The 15,717-nt window shown below is 70.0% G+C and carries 12 protein-coding genes and 1 pseudogene; 3 read left to right on the top strand and 10 right to left on the bottom strand.

Translation table 11 applies throughout. From position 1 onward, the window contains the following. Window positions 1–702 precede the first annotated feature (702 nt). From ACGFH8_RS13835 to ACGFH8_RS13810, 6 genes and pseudogenes are all read right to left on the bottom strand, one after another. A pseudogene (locus ACGFH8_RS13835) lies at window positions 703–1,083 on the bottom strand (N-acetylmuramoyl-L-alanine amidase); the annotation flags it as partial. A gap of 26 nt (window positions 1,084–1,109) precedes the next feature. Next, entirely contained in the window at window positions 1,110–1,631 is a 522-nt protein-coding gene (locus ACGFH8_RS13830; protein WP_393366926.1) for a hypothetical protein, read from the bottom strand. A 22-nt stretch (window positions 1,632–1,653) separates the two neighbouring features. Continuing rightward, window positions 1,654–6,072 (bottom strand): DUF6531 domain-containing protein, encoded by a 4,419-nt coding sequence (locus ACGFH8_RS13825; RefSeq protein WP_393367108.1) that lies wholly within the window; start codon window positions 6,070–6,072, stop codon window positions 1,654–1,656. Window positions 6,073–6,404: 332 nt separating this feature from the next. After that, entirely contained in the window at window positions 6,405–7,367 is a 963-nt protein-coding gene (locus ACGFH8_RS13820; protein ID WP_393366924.1) for an N-acetylmuramoyl-L-alanine amidase, read from the bottom strand. Next, window positions 7,367–7,519, bottom strand: a complete 153-nt coding sequence (locus ACGFH8_RS13815) for a hypothetical protein (RefSeq protein WP_393366922.1) — start codon at window positions 7,517–7,519, stop codon at window positions 7,367–7,369. Before ACGFH8_RS13815 ends, ACGFH8_RS13820 begins: the two co-directional genes overlap by 1 nt. A gap of 126 nt (window positions 7,520–7,645) precedes the next feature. Next, window positions 7,646–8,434 carry an aldo/keto reductase gene (locus tag ACGFH8_RS13810; protein WP_393366920.1) on the bottom strand — a complete coding sequence of 263 codons (789 nt, stop codon included), beginning with the start codon at window positions 8,432–8,434 and terminating at the stop codon, window positions 7,646–7,648. 94 nt (window positions 8,435–8,528) lie between these two features. Here ACGFH8_RS13810 and ACGFH8_RS13805 point away from each other — a divergent pair, with 94 nt between their 5' ends. Both ACGFH8_RS13805 and ACGFH8_RS13800 read left to right on the top strand, forming a co-directional pair. Further along, window positions 8,529–9,578 (top strand): DNA polymerase ligase N-terminal domain-containing protein, encoded by a 1,050-nt coding sequence (locus tag ACGFH8_RS13805; RefSeq protein ID WP_393366919.1) that lies wholly within the window; start codon window positions 8,529–8,531, stop codon window positions 9,576–9,578. A 16-nt stretch (window positions 9,579–9,594) separates the two neighbouring features. After that, window positions 9,595–10,785, top strand: coding sequence for a threonine synthase (locus ACGFH8_RS13800; RefSeq protein ID WP_393366917.1), 1,191 nt, complete (start codon window positions 9,595–9,597; stop codon window positions 10,783–10,785). A 13-nt stretch (window positions 10,786–10,798) separates the two neighbouring features. Here the strand turns inward: ACGFH8_RS13800 and ACGFH8_RS13795 are convergent, their stop codons facing one another. The 4 genes from ACGFH8_RS13795 to ACGFH8_RS13780 all read right to left on the bottom strand — a co-directional run bounded on the left by ACGFH8_RS13795 (window position 10,799) and on the right by ACGFH8_RS13780 (window position 14,855). Further along, window positions 10,799–12,598, bottom strand: a complete 1,800-nt coding sequence (locus ACGFH8_RS13795) for a glycoside hydrolase family 15 protein (protein ID WP_393366915.1) — start codon at window positions 12,596–12,598, stop codon at window positions 10,799–10,801. Between the two features lie 38 nt (window positions 12,599–12,636). After that, window positions 12,637–13,029 carry a cupin domain-containing protein gene (locus tag ACGFH8_RS13790; protein WP_393366914.1) on the bottom strand — a complete coding sequence of 131 codons (393 nt, stop codon included), beginning with the start codon at window positions 13,027–13,029 and terminating at the stop codon, window positions 12,637–12,639. A 277-nt stretch (window positions 13,030–13,306) separates the two neighbouring features. Continuing rightward, on the bottom strand, window positions 13,307–13,588 hold the full coding sequence (locus tag ACGFH8_RS13785) for an adhesin (protein ID WP_355032899.1): 282 nt from the start codon (window positions 13,586–13,588) through the stop codon (window positions 13,307–13,309). A gap of 193 nt (window positions 13,589–13,781) precedes the next feature. Then, complete coding sequence (locus ACGFH8_RS13780) at window positions 13,782–14,855, bottom strand: NAD(P)-binding domain-containing protein (protein WP_393366912.1); 1,074 nt, start codon at window positions 14,853–14,855, stop codon at window positions 13,782–13,784. A gap of 108 nt (window positions 14,856–14,963) precedes the next feature. Here ACGFH8_RS13780 and ACGFH8_RS13775 point away from each other — a divergent pair, with 108 nt between their 5' ends. Then, window positions 14,964–15,680, top strand: a complete 717-nt coding sequence (locus ACGFH8_RS13775) for an MIP/aquaporin family protein (protein WP_393366910.1) — start codon at window positions 14,964–14,966, stop codon at window positions 15,678–15,680. Window positions 15,681–15,717 lie beyond the last annotated feature (37 nt).

The raw sequence follows: 15,717 nt of genomic DNA, 5'->3' as shown, positions 1-15,717 counted from the left end.
CGGGACTGTAGGGAGAAGCCCGCTCTACGCACAAGTAGCGTCACAAACGGTGAGGACGAAGGCGACAATCCACCGTTTTCGCCGACGGCGGTAACACAGTGGAGTCTTCCCTGCTCAGAGCGGGTTGGCCGGCAGCCCTCGGCCAACCCCGGTCAACCAGCATTTGCCCGACAATCGAAGGCCGAAAACATTTGCCCGGCCGGTGGAATTTTAACCACCACAGTGGACCACGTCCGTAACTCCATTCGGGTCGCATGGCCTCGTGCGGTCCCCAGTGGCGTCGGCGGCGAAAGCAGCCCCCACCGATCGGACCTCGGGTCACTCGGCTACTCACAGGTCTACGAATTGACGAGTCGACACGCCTCCCACCTGCGAAAACGCCCGTATCGATGACAGGCCGACCGACGCTAATCCCGAATACTGGACGCCCCGTCGCCATTTCCTAGGCCAGCGGAGAACGCTACCCGGCGGGGTCGACCGACGCGGTCACCGGCCGCATCAGAAGGGACAGCGCCCCACCTCGGCTTCTCATCGGACAAATCCCCGTACTGGGCATCAGCCACCGTCATGATTCACTCGGGTGACGTGAAGTCGGGGCATCATCGCGCCCGGGACACCCCGACTTCCGGAAAGTCGAGTCGATCAAGCCCGGACGGCCGCGGTCGGACCCGGACCGCGGAGGTCAAGCGCGGGCGGCCGAGGTCAGACGCGGGTGAGGCGTACGGCGTCGGCGATGACCAGGCCGGCGGCGTTGCTCCACCGGCTCACGCCCACCCGGTTCGCGTCGCCCGCCGGGAGCGCGAACGTGCCGAGGACGCGCCACTGCCCGCCGGTGGCCCGCTGGTCGACCCGCACCGTCTGGTTGCCGGTGCTGGTGGCGACGATGTAAGGGGCGGCGCTGTTGTAGCCGGAGTTCGCCGGCCACCAGGCCTCGACCCGGTAACTGGCGGTGGCCGGGACGTTGAACCGGTACCACGCGACGTCGCTCGCGGCGACCGGGTCCGCGTAGCGGTAGTCGGCGCCGTAGCGCTGACTCGAGTACGACGACACGCCCCAGTTGGCGCTGGCGGTGAACCGACCGGTGTTGCCCAGCTCGACGAGTCGGGTCACTATTTCGCCGGGGTCCACCGAAATCCTCGTACCGAATTCATGGGATCGCGATCGTGTGCGGACCAGTCGTCATACGCACCGGCACCCCCGAGCCGGATACCCAGGTGCCACATAGGGTCGGCGAACAGGACGTTGAAGCCGCCGAAGCAGAACTCGATACACCGAACCGTTCCCTGAGTGGCGTCAGATTCGAAGTTGAGCGAATATCGCACGCCCGCCAGGCGGCTATTGCCGTCGGAGGTGTCCAAAAAAAGCGAGCCCACCGAACTGACCGCGAATTCCTCATCTTCTCCGAGCAGGGCCGCCGGAACCTCGATTCGTCCCGAGATTCGCATACTGAGTTGTCCACGGTTGCCAACGGACTCGATCAGGAGGTATTTCCCGTCCAACACCAGATACAACTGGTCGGCGAGTGGTGCGAATCGAGGAGGTCCGTCGTCCCGATCCAGATAACCGGGAACAAGGACGTCCTCGAGCTCCCACCCTGCTATTGAATCGAGAAGTTGCTCCACCGCGGTCACTGCGTCGTTCTCCTCTGATCGGTCAGGGCAGCATTGTGATGCCAAGATCCATACCCGTGCCCGACTCAAGCAGGGTCCAGAACTCACCATCCGTCTTCGTCACCAGCGTAAGCCCTTCACCCCTGAATATGTGAGCGTCCTCTGCGCCTCGCGGAATGCGTCCGAGCCCTTCCAAGTTGAGTCGATCGGACGTGACCATGCCGTGCAGGTCATCGAGGAATTCTTTTCCAAAATCCCCCTTCCATTTCGGGTAGGTCTTGTCGAGCGCCTTCGCCAGCAATGACCGATGCCGAAGGTAATGATCCTTGAAGTTCTTCCCCGCCGTGATGTTTGGATAGGGGATCAGTCCAAGCGGGTCAATTTCGAAGGCCGGATTGAGGACATAGTTGTACGGGTTGGGTCCAGGGACCAGCCCGAGTGGATCCGGAGAACCGTACCGGGCGGTGTCGGGGTCGTAGTAGCGGTGGTAGTTGTACGAGGCGCCGGTTTCTGGGTCGTGGATCTGGCCGGGAAAGCGCAGGGGGCAATCGGCCCCCGTGGCGCTGACGTGGGTCGGAATCCCCCAGATGGTGCTCCGCCGCTGCCAGGTGACCTCGCCGTCCGGGCTGACCAACTCGGTGGGCGTGCCGACCAGGTCGGTCACGATCGCGTAAAAACGACGGTCCACCTCGCCTTGGTTGGCCGCTGCGTCGGTCTGGCTGATCGGGGTGAACGTGCCCGGGGCGTACTCCCAGGTGCTGATGCGTTCCCCGACCTCGCCCCGGTGGGTCTGCTCGATCAGGCGTGGGCCGTCCCAGGAGAAATCGATCTGCTCGGCCACCCCGCCCGCGGCGTCGAGGCGCTGCTTGGTGACCCGGCGACCGAGCGCGTCGTACCGGTAGCGCCAGCGGGTGCCGTCCGGCGTGGTGACCGCGATCAGCCGGTCTTCACTGTCCCAGATATAGCGCCAGGTTAGTGGCTTGGTCGAGCGCTGCCTGACCTGACGCAAGGTGATCCGGCCAGCGGCGTCGTGCTCGTAGCGCACGTCCCCGGCCCGACGGATCAGGGTGCCGGTGTACTCCCGCTCGCCCCGGGCACCGCCGCCGACCGTGGTGCCGGGCCAAGTGCCGCCGCCGAGCGTGGCGCCGGGCCAAGTGCCGCTGGCCACGTTGCCGGCCTCGTCGTAGGCGTACCGCTCGGTCCACCCGGCGGCCTGCACGGCGGTGACCCGGCCGGCCCGGTCCAGCTCCAGCCGGCGCTCGCCGGTGAACTGGTCGGCGATGTCGGTCAGGTAGCCGTCGGCGCGATACCGGTGCGCCCGGTGCGCGACCAAGTCCGGCACGCTGCCAGCGGCGGGAGTCGCGGTGACGATCTGCGAGAGCAGCCGGCCGTTGGCATCCCAACTCGATGTCAGCGCGAGACCACCAACCGCCCGCTGAGTCTCCCGCCCGGCCAGGTCGTGGGTGAAGCTGACCGTCGCGCCGCCGGTGTGCAGGGCGACCGGCCGTTGGCCGTCGTACTCCCAGACACTCTCCACCCCTGACGGGGTACGCCGGTGCGTCCGTCGACCAAGCGGGTCGTAGGACGACGTCACAGTCTGACCGTCGCAGATCTCGGCCAGCACCCGACCCAACGGATCCCGCTCGAAGCGGAGATCAACCTCAGGTGAGGTGGCGTGCAGGAGCCGGCCGACCGGGTCGTACCCGAAGGCAGTGGTGCTCCCGGCGGTGCGCTTCTCCACAATGTTGCCCAACAGGTCGCGGACCAGCTCGCTGCTCTGCCCGGCACCGTTGGTGCGGGCCACGACCTGACCGGCGGCATCATGGTTATAGGTCTGCGTCCGTCCGTCGAAGTCGGTCTCGGCGACCAGCCGCCCACCTGGGTCGTAGTCGTAGGACCAGACGAGTCCTTGCGGGTTGGTGACCGTGGTGAGCCGCAGCTCGGTGTCGTAGGCGAAGGCGAGTCGGGCGCCGTCCGGGCCGGTGCGTGCCGCGGGCAGGTCGAAGTGGCCGATCTCGAACTCGGTGGTTGCCCCGGTCTGGTCGGTGTGGGTGAGCAGGTTGCCTTCCGGGTCGTGGGTCCATTCCTCGCTCGCCCCGTCCGGGGTGCGCCGCCACGCGAGTCGCCCCTCGACGGTCCAGCCGAGGCGGGTGGTGCCGCCGAGCGGGTCGCGCACCTCGGCAACCCGTCCGGCCGAGTCGCGCCAGTAGGTCGTCACCGCGCCGGTGGGATCGGTGAGCTGGCTGACCAACCCGGTCGGGTCGGTGGCCACCAGCAGGGTGTTGCCCAGGGCGTCGGTCACCTCGCTGAGGTGGCCCGCTTCGTCGTAGGCGTAGCGGGTGGTCGCGCCGGCCGGGTCGGTGATCATGGTCAGGTTGCCGCGCTCGTCGTACGCGCGCCGCCAGATCGCCCCGTCGACGTCGGTGACCACGACCGGCTGACCCGCGTCGTTGTACGACACCGTCGCCCGGGTGTCGTCCGGGCGGGTGACCTCGACCAGGTTGCCGTCGTCATCGTAGGACCAACGAGTCGTCCGACCGAGCGCATCGGTCTCGGACAGCTTCCGATCGAACCGGTCCCAGACCGTCGTGGTGACGTTGCCCAACGGATCCGTGACCCGTTCGGCCTGCCGCAGGTCGTTGAGCGCGTAGACGGTCGCGTGGCCGAGCGAGTCGACCACCGTGGTGACCCGGGCCTCGGTGTCATAACGCAGCAGACCCGTCAGGTAACCACCGGTGCCGGACGTGGCGACGCAGCGGCCCCCCTCGTCATAGGTGTAGCGGTACTCGGTGCCGTTACGATCGGCCCACCGGGTGACCCGCCCCTCGATGTCGTAGTCGAAACGCAGCGGCACCCCGGAGGAGTTGACGACCTCGGTCAGGTCACCGGCCTCGTCGTAGCCGAACCGAACCACCTCGACATCGGGGTCGGTGCCGTCCCCGCCGAGGTCGAACCCGACGATCCGGTTCTCCTGCGTGCGCACCCGAACCCGGTAGCCACCGGAATGCACCACCTCGACCGGCGCCCCGCCGTCGTCGTAGCGCACCTCAACCCGGTGACCATTACGGTCCGTCAGCGCGACAAGCGGAAGCTGAGCCGCCAGGCTCCCGGGCACCGGCCCGAAGTGCCACGTCCACCCCGACGCGGGATTGGTGACCTGGTAGGTGCCACCCTCCGGGTCCTGCGCCAACGGCCAGCGCGGCCCCTCCGTCGGCAGCCGGTCCGGACGACCGTCCGCACCGACCGGGTAAATCAGGGTCATCCCATCGGCGGTCGCGACATACACGCCGGTGTCGTCGACCTCGATCCGCTGATCCAGCGTCGAGGCCCACGACCGGCCGAACCAACTCCCCATCCGGTACGACGACAGGTGCGTGCGGGACAGCAGCAGCGGCAACGCACCGGGCAACTCGACGTCGGCCTGGGTCAGCACCATGTCACCACAGGCGATATCGATCGGATCCAACCGCGCCAACCGCTTGACCGCCTCGATGCCATTGGCCCTCGGATTCGCCAAACCCCACCGCGCCACCGAACCCATGTTGCGACCCCGAGCCGCCACCGACGAAAACGCCGACGCCACACGGGTGCCCTTCAACGCACCCGCCCCGAGCCGAGCCAGCTTGCCCACCCCAGGTAACAGATTCAGCCCGACGTCGATCAGAATCGTCTTCAGACTGCCCTTACCGGTCGCGGCGTAGATCGACAGGTCGATCGCGGAAGCGAGCAGAGCCGTGCCGATCGCGATCGGCGCCATGATCGGCGCAAGAATCGGAATGAACGACAACAGACCCGCGACCAGAGAGACGATCTTCAACGCACTCGACAGCTGCGCCAACAACTCCTGATTATCCCGCACGAAGTTGGTGAACTGACCCTTCAGATCCCACCACTTCGGGTTCTCCTTGAACCGCAAACCCTTCGCATCATTCACGGCCCGCACGCAGTCACGCACCGCCGTGGCCAACTCACCCCGCAAGGCACCCGCCTGGCCCACACACTCGTCCCAGTCGCGCTGCGCCTGCGACAACGCCGAACCCGCCGCCCCCGCATCCGACCGGTACGTGTCCGGCTCCGTGGCCTGCTCCGGTGGTCGGTCGGCGACCTCCTGCTCGTGACGCTCATCGGCCTGCTTCGCCCGATCAGCCCGCCCCCGCGCCGCCTGCAACGCCGCCCACAAACCCGGCGCACGCTGCGCCAACGGACGCATCCGATCCTGCAACGACGACAACGACCCCGCAAACGTCACCAGCCCGGACGACACCCTGCCGAACGCATCACCAGTCACCCGCAGATGACCGGGCATCTGAGCGTTCAGCCCTTCCCGGAACAGATCCCCCTCCGGACCCACGAACTGACTTGTGTCCAAACCCGTGATCTGCCCCGCCGCCTGCGACGCCGCCGAACCAAAACCAGACCACTTCGACGCCGACGACCGAATCGCTGACGGATCACCATCCATCCGAAACAGATGCGCCGGAAACTCAGCCATCGCGCCAGGACCTCCCCCGTGTCCACGCCAACAAGCCCGCAACCCACACAACGCCCCGCGGCGCAGGTGCAACTGCCCGCCCGGCGTCAGGCAGCACGACGAGCCCGGTGAGGCCGCCGCCCCGCAGTCATTCGAACATGTGCATGCAACGTTTCAACCATTACCTCAGTCGCAGTTCGCACCATCTGAGCAGACCGTCGGAATCGCTACGCCCCGACTTCACCGGACCACGTGGAGCCGGGGCATTCGCTCCGGGGATACCCCGACTCCAGGGGAAACAATTCGATCAAGCGGAGCGCAGGTCAGACCCGGGTGAGGCGTACGGCGTCGGCGATGACCAGGCCGGCGGCGTTGCTCCACCGGCTCACGCCCACCCGGTTCGCGTCGCCCGCCGGGAGCGCGAACGTGCCGAGGACGCGCCACTGCCCGCCGGTGGCCCGCTGGTCGACCCGTACCGTCTGGTTGCCGGTGCTGGTGGCGACGAGGTAAGGGGCGGCGCTGTTGTAGCCGGAGTTCGCCGGCCACCAGGCCTCGACCCGGTAACTGGCGGTGGCCGGGACGTTGAACCGGTACCACGCGACGTCGCTCGCGGCGACCGGGTCCGCGTAGCGGTAGTCGGCGCCGTAGCGCTGACTCGAGTACGACGACACGCCCCAGTTGGCGCTGGCGGTGAACCGGCCGCTTGTCGTGTTGTCCACGGTGGAGGACCACACCGTGCCGCCGGCCATCCTCGCCGCCACGTCGGCGCGCATCACGTTCAGGTCGATGAACGACGGGTCGATCTTGCCGGTGGTGCTTGTCTCCCGGTGCCCCCGGGCGTAGCTGCTGTCCCGGCCGAGGCGGGTGAGCACGGCGGCGGTGGCGGCGAGCGACGCGTTGTACTGCGCGGCGGTCATCTCCTGGCTGACGCCGTTGTAGTCGATCTCCCACCCGATCATGAGGGTGTTGCCGTCCCCGGCCGGGATCGGCCCACTGCCGCCGCTGACCCCGGCATGGTTGCACCGGCCGGCGGAGATGACGTGGAAGACGCCGTTGTAGTCGACGAGCGCCTGGCACAGCGGCCCCGGCAGGTCGGACCGGCCGTTGATGCAGATGCCGAGCGCCGGGTGCGGATTGCTGGCGCTGGACGTCGAGGCGGTGTGGTGCCAGAGCACCCCGATCGGGTCGAAGGAGCCCGGTCGCATCCGGTTGAGCCAGTCCCCCTCGACGACGACCTGGACTCCGGCGGCGCGCAGCACGTCGACCAGCCAGGGAATCGTGGCCATCAGGAGTCCTGGAGCAGGTCGGCGAGGCACTCGGCCTTCGGCGCGGCGCTCGCCGCGGCGGGCCGGGTGACGACTGTCAGGGCGGCGACCACCAGGGCGGGGATGCCGAGCACCCCACGGCGGCGCAGACGGACGGACGGGGTTCGGGCCATGGCGATCCTCCAGCAACGGCGGGTACTGACGCATCGACGAACGTGATGACGGGCACGCTATACCGTCACGTACGTCGATGTCGACACCCTTCATCCCCGGGTCGCTGAATGAAGGAATTCGCCGCCTCAGACGTCGCCGAGCGCGTCGATGTCGCGCATCTCCTCCGCCGTCAGCGCGAAGTGGAAGACGTCGAAGTTGGCGGTGATCCGCTCCGGGGTCACCGACTTCGGGATCGCCACGATCTCGTGGTCGATGTGCCACCGCAGCACCACCTGCGCCGGGGAAACCCCGTGCGCGGCAGCGATCCTGGTCAACACCGGGTCGCTGAGGTCGCTGGTCTTGAACGGGCTGTAACCCTCCAGCACCACGCCCCGGTCCCGGTGCTCGGCGTGCCGCTGCCGGTCGTACAGCGCCGGGCTCCACTCGATCTGGTTGACCGCCGGGTTCTCCTCGGTCGACTGGATCAGCTCGTCGATCTGCCCGGTGCTGTAGTTGCTGACACCCACCGCCCGGACCAGGTTCTCGTCCCGGGCCGCCAGCAGCTCACGCCAGAGCGGGATGCTGTCCGACGGCGACGACGGCGGCCAGTGGATCAACCACAGGTCCACCTGGTCGACGCCGAGCGCCTCCAGGCTGGCCTCCAGGGTCGCGCGCTCCTGGCCCACCCGGTTCGGCGGGAGCTTCGTGGTGATGAAGAGGTCCTCCCGGCGCAGCCCGCTCTCCTGCACGGCCCGGCCGACCTCGCGCTCGTTGCCGTACACCGTGGCGGTGTCGACGTGTCGGTAGCCGGTGTCGAGCGCGGCCAGCACCGCCTCGTAACCGGCCTGGCCGGTGGCCTGCCAGGTGCCGAAGCCGAGCAGGGGCATCCGGACGTCCCCCGGGAGCAGGACGGTGGGCTGGTCGGTGAGGTCCATGAGGTCCGTTCTACCCCGCCGAGCCCTCCGCCGCCGAGCGAACCGGACACTCCGGCATCCAGCGCACCGTTCCGGTGTGCCGCAGAATGCCTGTGTGACCGACCGGCTGGAGGAGTACCGGCGACGACGGGACGCGGCCCGTACGCCCGAGCCGGTGCCCGAGCGGAGCCCCGCGACGGCCGGCCCGGACGGCGACACCGCGCGCTTCGTCATCCAGCAGCACCACGCCCGAAGCCTGCACTGGGACCTGCGCCTGGAGCACCAGGGGGTGCTGGCGTCCTGGGCGGTGCCGCGCGGCCTGCCCCGCGATCCGGGTCGCAACCACCTCGCCGTACACACCGAGGACCACCCGATGGAATACCTCGACTTCGCCGGCGAGATCCCCGCGGGTGAGTACGGCGGAGGCCGGATGCTGATCCACGACCGGGGCACCTACCGGTGTGAGAAGTGGCGCGACGACGAGGTGATCGTGACCCTCTCCGGTGACCGGACCGCCGGCCGGTACGTCCTCTTCGCCACCGGAGGACGGGACTGGATGGTCCGACGGACCGACCCCGCGCCGCCGGGTTGGACGCCGATGCCCGACCTGGTCCGCCCGATGCACGCCACGGCCGCCGCCGGGCTCCCCCGCGACCGTGCCGCCTGGGGGTACGAGCTGCGCTGGGACGGTGTCCGCGCGATGGCGTACGTCTCCGGCGGGCGGCTGCGGTTGCTCTCCGAGACCGACGAGGAGATCACCGGCGGGTACCCGTGGTTGCGGGCGATGGCCGAGGCGCTCGCACCCACCGAGGCGGTGCTCGACGGTGTGCTGGTGCGCATCGACCGCGCCGGCCGGGTCCGCCCGGTCCGCCCCGCCAGCGGCACTCGGGTGCCCGCCGGCGCCCAGTACCTGATCGTCGACCTGCTCTGGCTGGAGGGTGTGAGCAGCGTCGACGTGCCGTACGCGCAACGCCGGGAGCTGCTCGATGGGCTGGCCTTGGCCGGTGTGCACTGGCAGACTCCGCCATGGTTCCCGGGCGCGGGCGACGAGGCCCTGCGCACCGGGCGGGAGCAGGGCCTGCCGGGTGTGGTCGCCAAGCGGCTCGACTCGGTGTACGAGCCGGGGCGGCGCAGCCGGCGCTGGTTGAGCATCGACGCGGTCTGAAACGGCGAGGAGCGATGTGTACCTGACCCACCTGGACTGCCCGCGCTGCGGCAAGGAGCACTCCGCCGACGAGCTACGCAACCTCTGCGCGTGCGGCTCCCCACTGCTGGCCCGTTACGACCTGCCGGCGGTGGCGAAGGCGGTCACCCCGGAACGGTTCGGACTGCGCCCGGCCGACCTGTGGCGCTACCGGGAGTTGCTGCCGGTCGGCGACCCACGGCACGTCACGACGCTCGGCGAGGGCTGGACGCCGCTGCTGCGCGCCCCGGCGTACGGTGCCGAGATCGGCATCGCGGACCTGATGGTCAAGGACGAGGGGTTGATCCCGACCGGCTCGTTCAAGGCGCGCGGCGCGGCGGTCGGCGTGAGCCGGGCCCGTGAGCTGGGAGTCGAGCGGATCGCGATGCCCACGAACGGCAACGCCGGATCGGCCTGGGCGACGTACGCCGCGCGGGCCGGCATGGGCGCGACCATCGTCATGCCGCTGGAGGCGCCGAGCATCTGCCGGCGCGAGTGCGTCGCCGCGGGCGCCGACCTGCGCCTGATCGACGGGTTGATCAGCGACGCCGGCCGGCGGGTCGCCGAGCTGATCGCGGAGTCGAACGGGGCGATCTTCGACGCCGGCACGCTGCGCGAGCCCTACCGGCTGGAGGGCAAGAAGACGATGGGGTACGAGATCGTCGAGCAGCTCGGTTGGCAGACGCCCGACGTGATCATCTACCCGACCGGCGGCGGTGTGGGGCTGATCGGCATCCACAAGGCACTGCACGAGCTGCGCGAGCTGGGCTGGGTCGGCGACAAGCTGCCCCGGCTGGTGGCGGTGCAGTCGACCGGCTGCGCACCGATCGTGCGGGCGTTCGCCGCCGGTGAGGACCGGGCGCGACCCTGGGCGGACGCGCACACGGTGGCGTTCGGCATCACCGTGCCGGCGCCGCTCGGCGACGAGCTGATCCTGGCGGCGCTGCGGGAGTCCTCCGGCACGGCCGTCGCCGTGGACGACGCGGACCTCCTGGCCGACCTTCGGGACTTCGCCGGTCGGGAGGGGTTGCTGCTCTGCCCGGAGGGGGCGGCCTGCCTGACGGCGGCGCGGCAACTGCGCGCCGGCGGGTGGATCCGGGCCGGCGAGCGGGTGGTGGTGCTCAACACCGGGGCGGGGCTGAAGTATCCGGACACTGTCGACGTGTCCGGCGTACCCGTGCTGGGATGACCCGGCGGCCGGCTCAGTAGCTGTCCGGCGCGGTCAGCCGCCAGGCCGCGTTGATCAGCCCGACGTGGGAGAGCGCCTGCGGGGTGTTGCCGATCTGCTCCCCGCTGTTCAGGTCGATCTGCTCGCTGAACAACCCCACGTCGTTGGCGTACCCCACCACCCGCTCGAACAGCGCCTCGGCCCGCGGCATCTCGCCCGCCATGACCAGGCACTCCACCAACCAGAACGAACAGAGCAGAAACCCGCCGGGGTCGGTTGACCACCGTCGGACCAGCCCGTCGTCGGTGCCCAGTTCCCGCTCCACCATCGCTATCGTCGAGCGCATCCGCGGATCGGTCGCGGGCAGGAAGTGCGCCACCGGCAGGGTCAGCGCCGAGGCGTCCAGCTCCGCCGAACCGAAGGCGCCGGTGAACGCCCCGATCCGGTCGTTCCACCCCTCGCGCAGCACGGTCTCGCGGATCTCGTCGCGCACCGTGGCCCAGCGGCGTGGGTCGGCCCTCTCGCCGAGCCGGTCGGCGAGGCCCACCGCCCGGTCCAGCGTCAGCCAGCAGATCACCTTTGACGACAGGTAGTGCCGCTCCTCGTCCCGGGTCTCCCACATGCCCCGGTCCGGCAGGTGCCAGGTCGCCGCCACCTGCTCGGTCAACCCGAGCACCATCTCCCGCAACTCGCCCTCGAACGGCGTGCCGAGGTAGTCGCGCAGCCGCCATACGGCCGACATCACCTCGCCCGGCACGTCGAGCTGCCGCTGTTGCCAGGCGTCGTTGCCGATCCGGACGGGCCTGCTGTCGCGGTATCCGCGCAGGTGGTGGCAGTGGTGCTCGGAGAGGTCACGCTCGCCTTCCAGCCCGAAGAGCACCGGCACCGGTTGGTCGCCGATCCGGCCGATCGAGCGCGACGCCCAGGCGAACAGCCGGGACGCCTCGTCGGGACAGGCGGCCACCCAGAGCGCGCGGATGGTCAACGAGAAGTCCCGCAGCCAGGAGTAGCGGTAGTCGTAGTTACGGTCGCCGCCGATCCGCTCCGGCAGCGACGTGGTCAGCGCCGCGGCGACCGCGCCGCTGCGGGCGTACGTGAGGCCGGTCAGGACCGTCGCGCTGTGCCGGACAAGGTCGGGGTACCGGCCGGAGTACTCGTGCACGTCCCGGTACGCGTCCCAGGCCTGTGTCGTCTCGGCGAGCGCGGCCACCGGGTCCAGCCGGGCCGGTGGGTCGCCGTAGGCGGCGCCGTACGCCACGTCCACCCCGACCACCTGACCGGCGGACACCTCGAACTCGTGCGTTACCCGGTCGAGGCCCGCGCGCAGGCGCAGGCCGGGCGCGCGCAGCACCAGCACCACCGGGCCGGCGCCGGCCAGCACCCCGCCATCCGGCTGCTCGTGCAAGTACGGCGTGAGCAGGCCGTACTCCGGTCGGGGTGCGAAGTCCAGTTCCATCCGGACGCGGCCGGACAGCCCCTCGACCACCCGGAGCAGCACGGCGGGCGAGTTCATCCCCAGCTCGTGGGCGCGGGCGCCGATCTCGGCGGCGAGCGCGTCGGTGACCGCCACGCTGCCGTGCGGTGTGTGGTGCACCGTGCGCAGCACGAGGGTGCCCGGCCGGTACGCGCGTTGCACCCGATACCCCGGCCCACCGGCACCAACCGGAGCGAGCCGGAAGTGCCCGGCGGTCGGGTCGAGCAGCCGCCCGAACACGGAGGCTCCGTCGAACCGGTGCGGGCACCACCAGTCGATCGAGCCGTCCTTGCCGACCAGGGCACCCGAGCGGGAGTCCGAGAGGAATCCGTAGTCGGAGATCGCCGGCTGCTGCTCCACCCGCCGCGGGTACCCGCATCGGCCCGGATCAGACCGCCCTACTCGGTGGGGGGCTCGTCCTTGCCCTTCGCCTCGGCCGCGTCGGCCTCCTCCTTGGTCCGGTGGACTGCCTTGTCGGCGTGCTCCGCCGGCCCGTAGACCGTGTACAGCACCAGCGGGTTGGGGCCGGTGTTGACGAAGTTGTGCTTGGTCCCGGCCGGCACGACCACCAGGTCACCGGAGACGACCTTCCGCTTCGAGCCGGCAACCCGGGCCTCGCCGACGCCACTGACGAAGGTCAGGATCTGGTCGACGTCCTCGTGCACCTCTTCGCCGATCTCCCCGCCCTCGGGGATGGTCATGATGACCAACTGGCTGTGCTCGCCGGTCCACAGCACCCGCCGGAAATCCGGACTCTTCTCGGCGACTGTCGCGATCGTGAAATGTTCCATGACCACGCTCATACCCCGTTCGTCGGCGCGTCACGCAGGGACTGAACGGGTTGCCGGGACTCGCGAATGGCGGAATTCCCCACGGTCGGCGGGTTTGGATCCGCGCCGGCCGGGGATCGAGTACGCGGACCGGCACCAAGAGTCGGTCGAGCCAGGTCCCTGCCGGCGTACCGCCGAACGGCTGCGATGGTGGGAGACGGCCAGAGCGCGGCGACGTTCCGACAACTGTCGAAGCGGCGCCGCGCGCTCCTGTCCCCAGCACCCCGCCGGGCCGCGCCTACTGCCGCTCGGTGAAGCCGAACTGGATGACGCCCTCGTCGTCGACGGTGGCGTCGACCGAGGCGTCACCGAGCAGCTCGGCGGCGTCCTCGTCCAGGAAGATCCGGGCACCCTGGTTGTCGACCACACGGTCGCCCTGCACCGGCTCGGGCACCAACTCGACGGTCAGCGAGCCGGCCTCGGTGTCGGCGGCGATGCGTACGCCGCCGTCCTGGGCGACGTCCTGCTGGTTGGCGAGGTCACGGATGACGAGCACGGCGTTGTCGGTCATGGTGAGCATGGGCGGAACTCCTCGTGGATTCTCGGCTCGCGGTCGCAATGACGCACAGACCGGACGGTCGGCTCGCGTACGAGCACACGTGGGAGGCGACAGAAGGGCGGACGGTCGTCGCCGTCGCATCGAATCGGGGCAGCTGACGGCCCCGTCACTCCCACCGTGCCCGCTGGCCGGTCATCCGTCAAATAGAGCCAGGTCAGTCGAGAGCGGGGGCCGGGGCCAGCCAGGCGCGAATCTCGTTGACGGCGGCACGGCCGGCCCGGTTGGCGCCGATCGTGCTGGCCGAGGGGCCGTACCCGACCAGGTGGATCCGGTCGTCGGCGACCACCCGGGTGCCGTCCATCGTGATACCGCCGCCCGGCGCGCGCAGGCCCAGCGGGGCGAGATGGTCGATGGCGGCGCGGAATCCGGTGCACCAGAGGATCACGTCCGCCGGCACGAATCGCCCGTCCGCCCAGGCCACCCCGTCGGGTGTGATCCGGTCGAACACGGGTAGCCGGTCCAGGACGCCCCGCTCGCGCAGCCGGCGTACCTCCGGGGTGACCGGCAGCCCGGTCACGCCCACCACGCTGCCCGGCGGGCGGCCGGCCCGGACCGCCTCGTCCACGCGGGCGACCGCGGCACGGCCCAGCTCCGCGTCGAACGTCTCGTCCCGGAACTTCGGCGGCCGGCGGGTGACCCAGGTGGTGGCCGCCGCGACGGTGGACACCTCGCCGAGCAGTTGCACGGCGGATGTCCCGCCACCGACGACCACGACCCGCAGGCCGGCGAACTCGGCCGGGCCCCGGTAGTCGGCGGTGTGCAACTGCCGGCCCCGAAACGACGACCGGCCCGGGTAGTGCGGCCAGAACGGCCGGGTCCACGTGCCGGTCGCGTTGATCAGCGCCCGCGCGGTCCACCGGTCCGCGTCGGTGTGGACGTCCAGCCGCCCGTCCGGGCGGGAGCGCACCGCACGGACCCGCACCGGTCGCCGTACCGGCAGGTCGAAGGCCCTCTCGTACGCGGCGAAGTAGGCGCTCACCTGCTCGGCGGCCGGGCGCTGCGGGTCGGCGGGCGGCAGCGGTAGGCCGGGCAGATCGTGGAAGCCGTGCACCCGGTCGAAGACCAGAGTCGGCCAGCGGTGCTGCCAGGCACCGCCGGGTCCGTTGTCGCCGTCGAGGATGACGAAGCCGCTGCCCGGCGCGAAGCCGGTACGACGCAGGTGGTAGCCGGCGCTCAGGCCAGCCTGGCCGGCGCCGATCACCACGACGTCCGCGGAGTGGGTGTCCACCTCGGGTGCAACGCCCCGGTGAGCACCGCTGTGCCCGTACCTGCCGTCGTGTCGATCACAGACAGCCATTCCGGCAACAGCCATCTGACCTGCGCCTACGCTGAGTTCATGAGCGACTTCCGTCGGTACGCGGCCGAGTTCCTCGGCACTCTGCTGCTGGTCTTCTTCGGGGTCGGCAGTGCGGTCGCGGCTCGGGTCCAGGGCGGCGTGGTGGTGGTCGCCCTGGCCTTCGGCTTCGTGATGGTCGCCCTCGTCTACACGATCGGCCCACTGTCCGGAAGCCACGTCAATCCGGCGGTGACGCTCGGTGTGCTGCTCTCCGGAAAGATCTCGGTGATCGGCGCGGTGGCGTACTGGATCGCGCAGTTCGTCGGTGCGACGGTGGCGGGCTTCGTGCTCTGGGCGTTGACCCGCTGGGGTGACGTCGCGGACCAGACCGGGGCGCTGGGCACGAACGGTTACGGCGCGCACATCAACCGGGGCGGGGCAGCGGTGCTGGAGGTCGTCCTGACCTTCCTCTTCGTGCTTGTCGTCCTGGTGGTGACCAGTCGTAGCGAGAATCCGGGCACCGCCGGTCTGGCCATCGGGCTGGCCCTCGCGGCGACCCAGCTGATCGGCGTGACGCTCACCGGCGCCGCGGTCAACCCGGCCCGCGCGTTCGGCCCGGCGGTCTTCGAGGGTGGCGTGGCGCTGCGGCAGCTCTGGGTGTTCATCGTCTTCCCGCTTCTCGGTGGGGCGCTCGCCGCGCTTGTCGCGCCGATGGTGATGGGTGCCCAGCGGCACTACTGGGGTGGTCACGACAAGTCGGTCGGCCGGCCGACGTAGTCCGGCGAGGACCGGCGCCCGATGCCCTTCTCCGGCG

The sequence above is a fragment of the Micromonospora sp. NPDC049175 genome, from assembly GCF_043197345.1.
GTDB lineage: Bacteria > Actinomycetota > Actinomycetes > Mycobacteriales > Micromonosporaceae > Micromonospora.
Note: the sequence above shows the minus strand (reverse complement) of the source record. Positions and strands in the feature narration are given on the sequence as shown.

Bases quoted from the DNA above. Each gene is read 5' to 3' on its own strand.
- ACGFH8_RS13825 (WP_393367108.1), bottom strand. From the start codon at position 6,072: ATGGATGGTGATCCGTCAGCGATTCGGTCGTCGGCGTCGAAGTGGTCT.
- ACGFH8_RS13820 (WP_393366924.1), bottom strand. From the start codon at position 7,367: ATGGCCACGATTCCCTGGCTGGTCGACGTGCTGCGCGCCGCCGGAGTC.
- ACGFH8_RS13815 (WP_393366922.1), bottom strand. From the start codon at position 7,519: ATGGCCCGAACCCCGTCCGTCCGTCTGCGCCGCCGTGGGGTGCTCGGC.
- ACGFH8_RS13810 (WP_393366920.1), bottom strand. From the start codon at position 8,434: ATGGACCTCACCGACCAGCCCACCGTCCTGCTCCCGGGGGACGTCCGG.
- ACGFH8_RS13790 (WP_393366914.1), bottom strand. From the start codon at position 13,029: ATGGAACATTTCACGATCGCGACAGTCGCCGAGAAGAGTCCGGATTTC.
- ACGFH8_RS13785 (WP_355032899.1), bottom strand. From the start codon at position 13,588: ATGCTCACCATGACCGACAACGCCGTGCTCGTCATCCGTGACCTCGCC.
- ACGFH8_RS13775 (WP_393366910.1), top strand. From the start codon at position 14,964: ATGAGCGACTTCCGTCGGTACGCGGCCGAGTTCCTCGGCACTCTGCTG.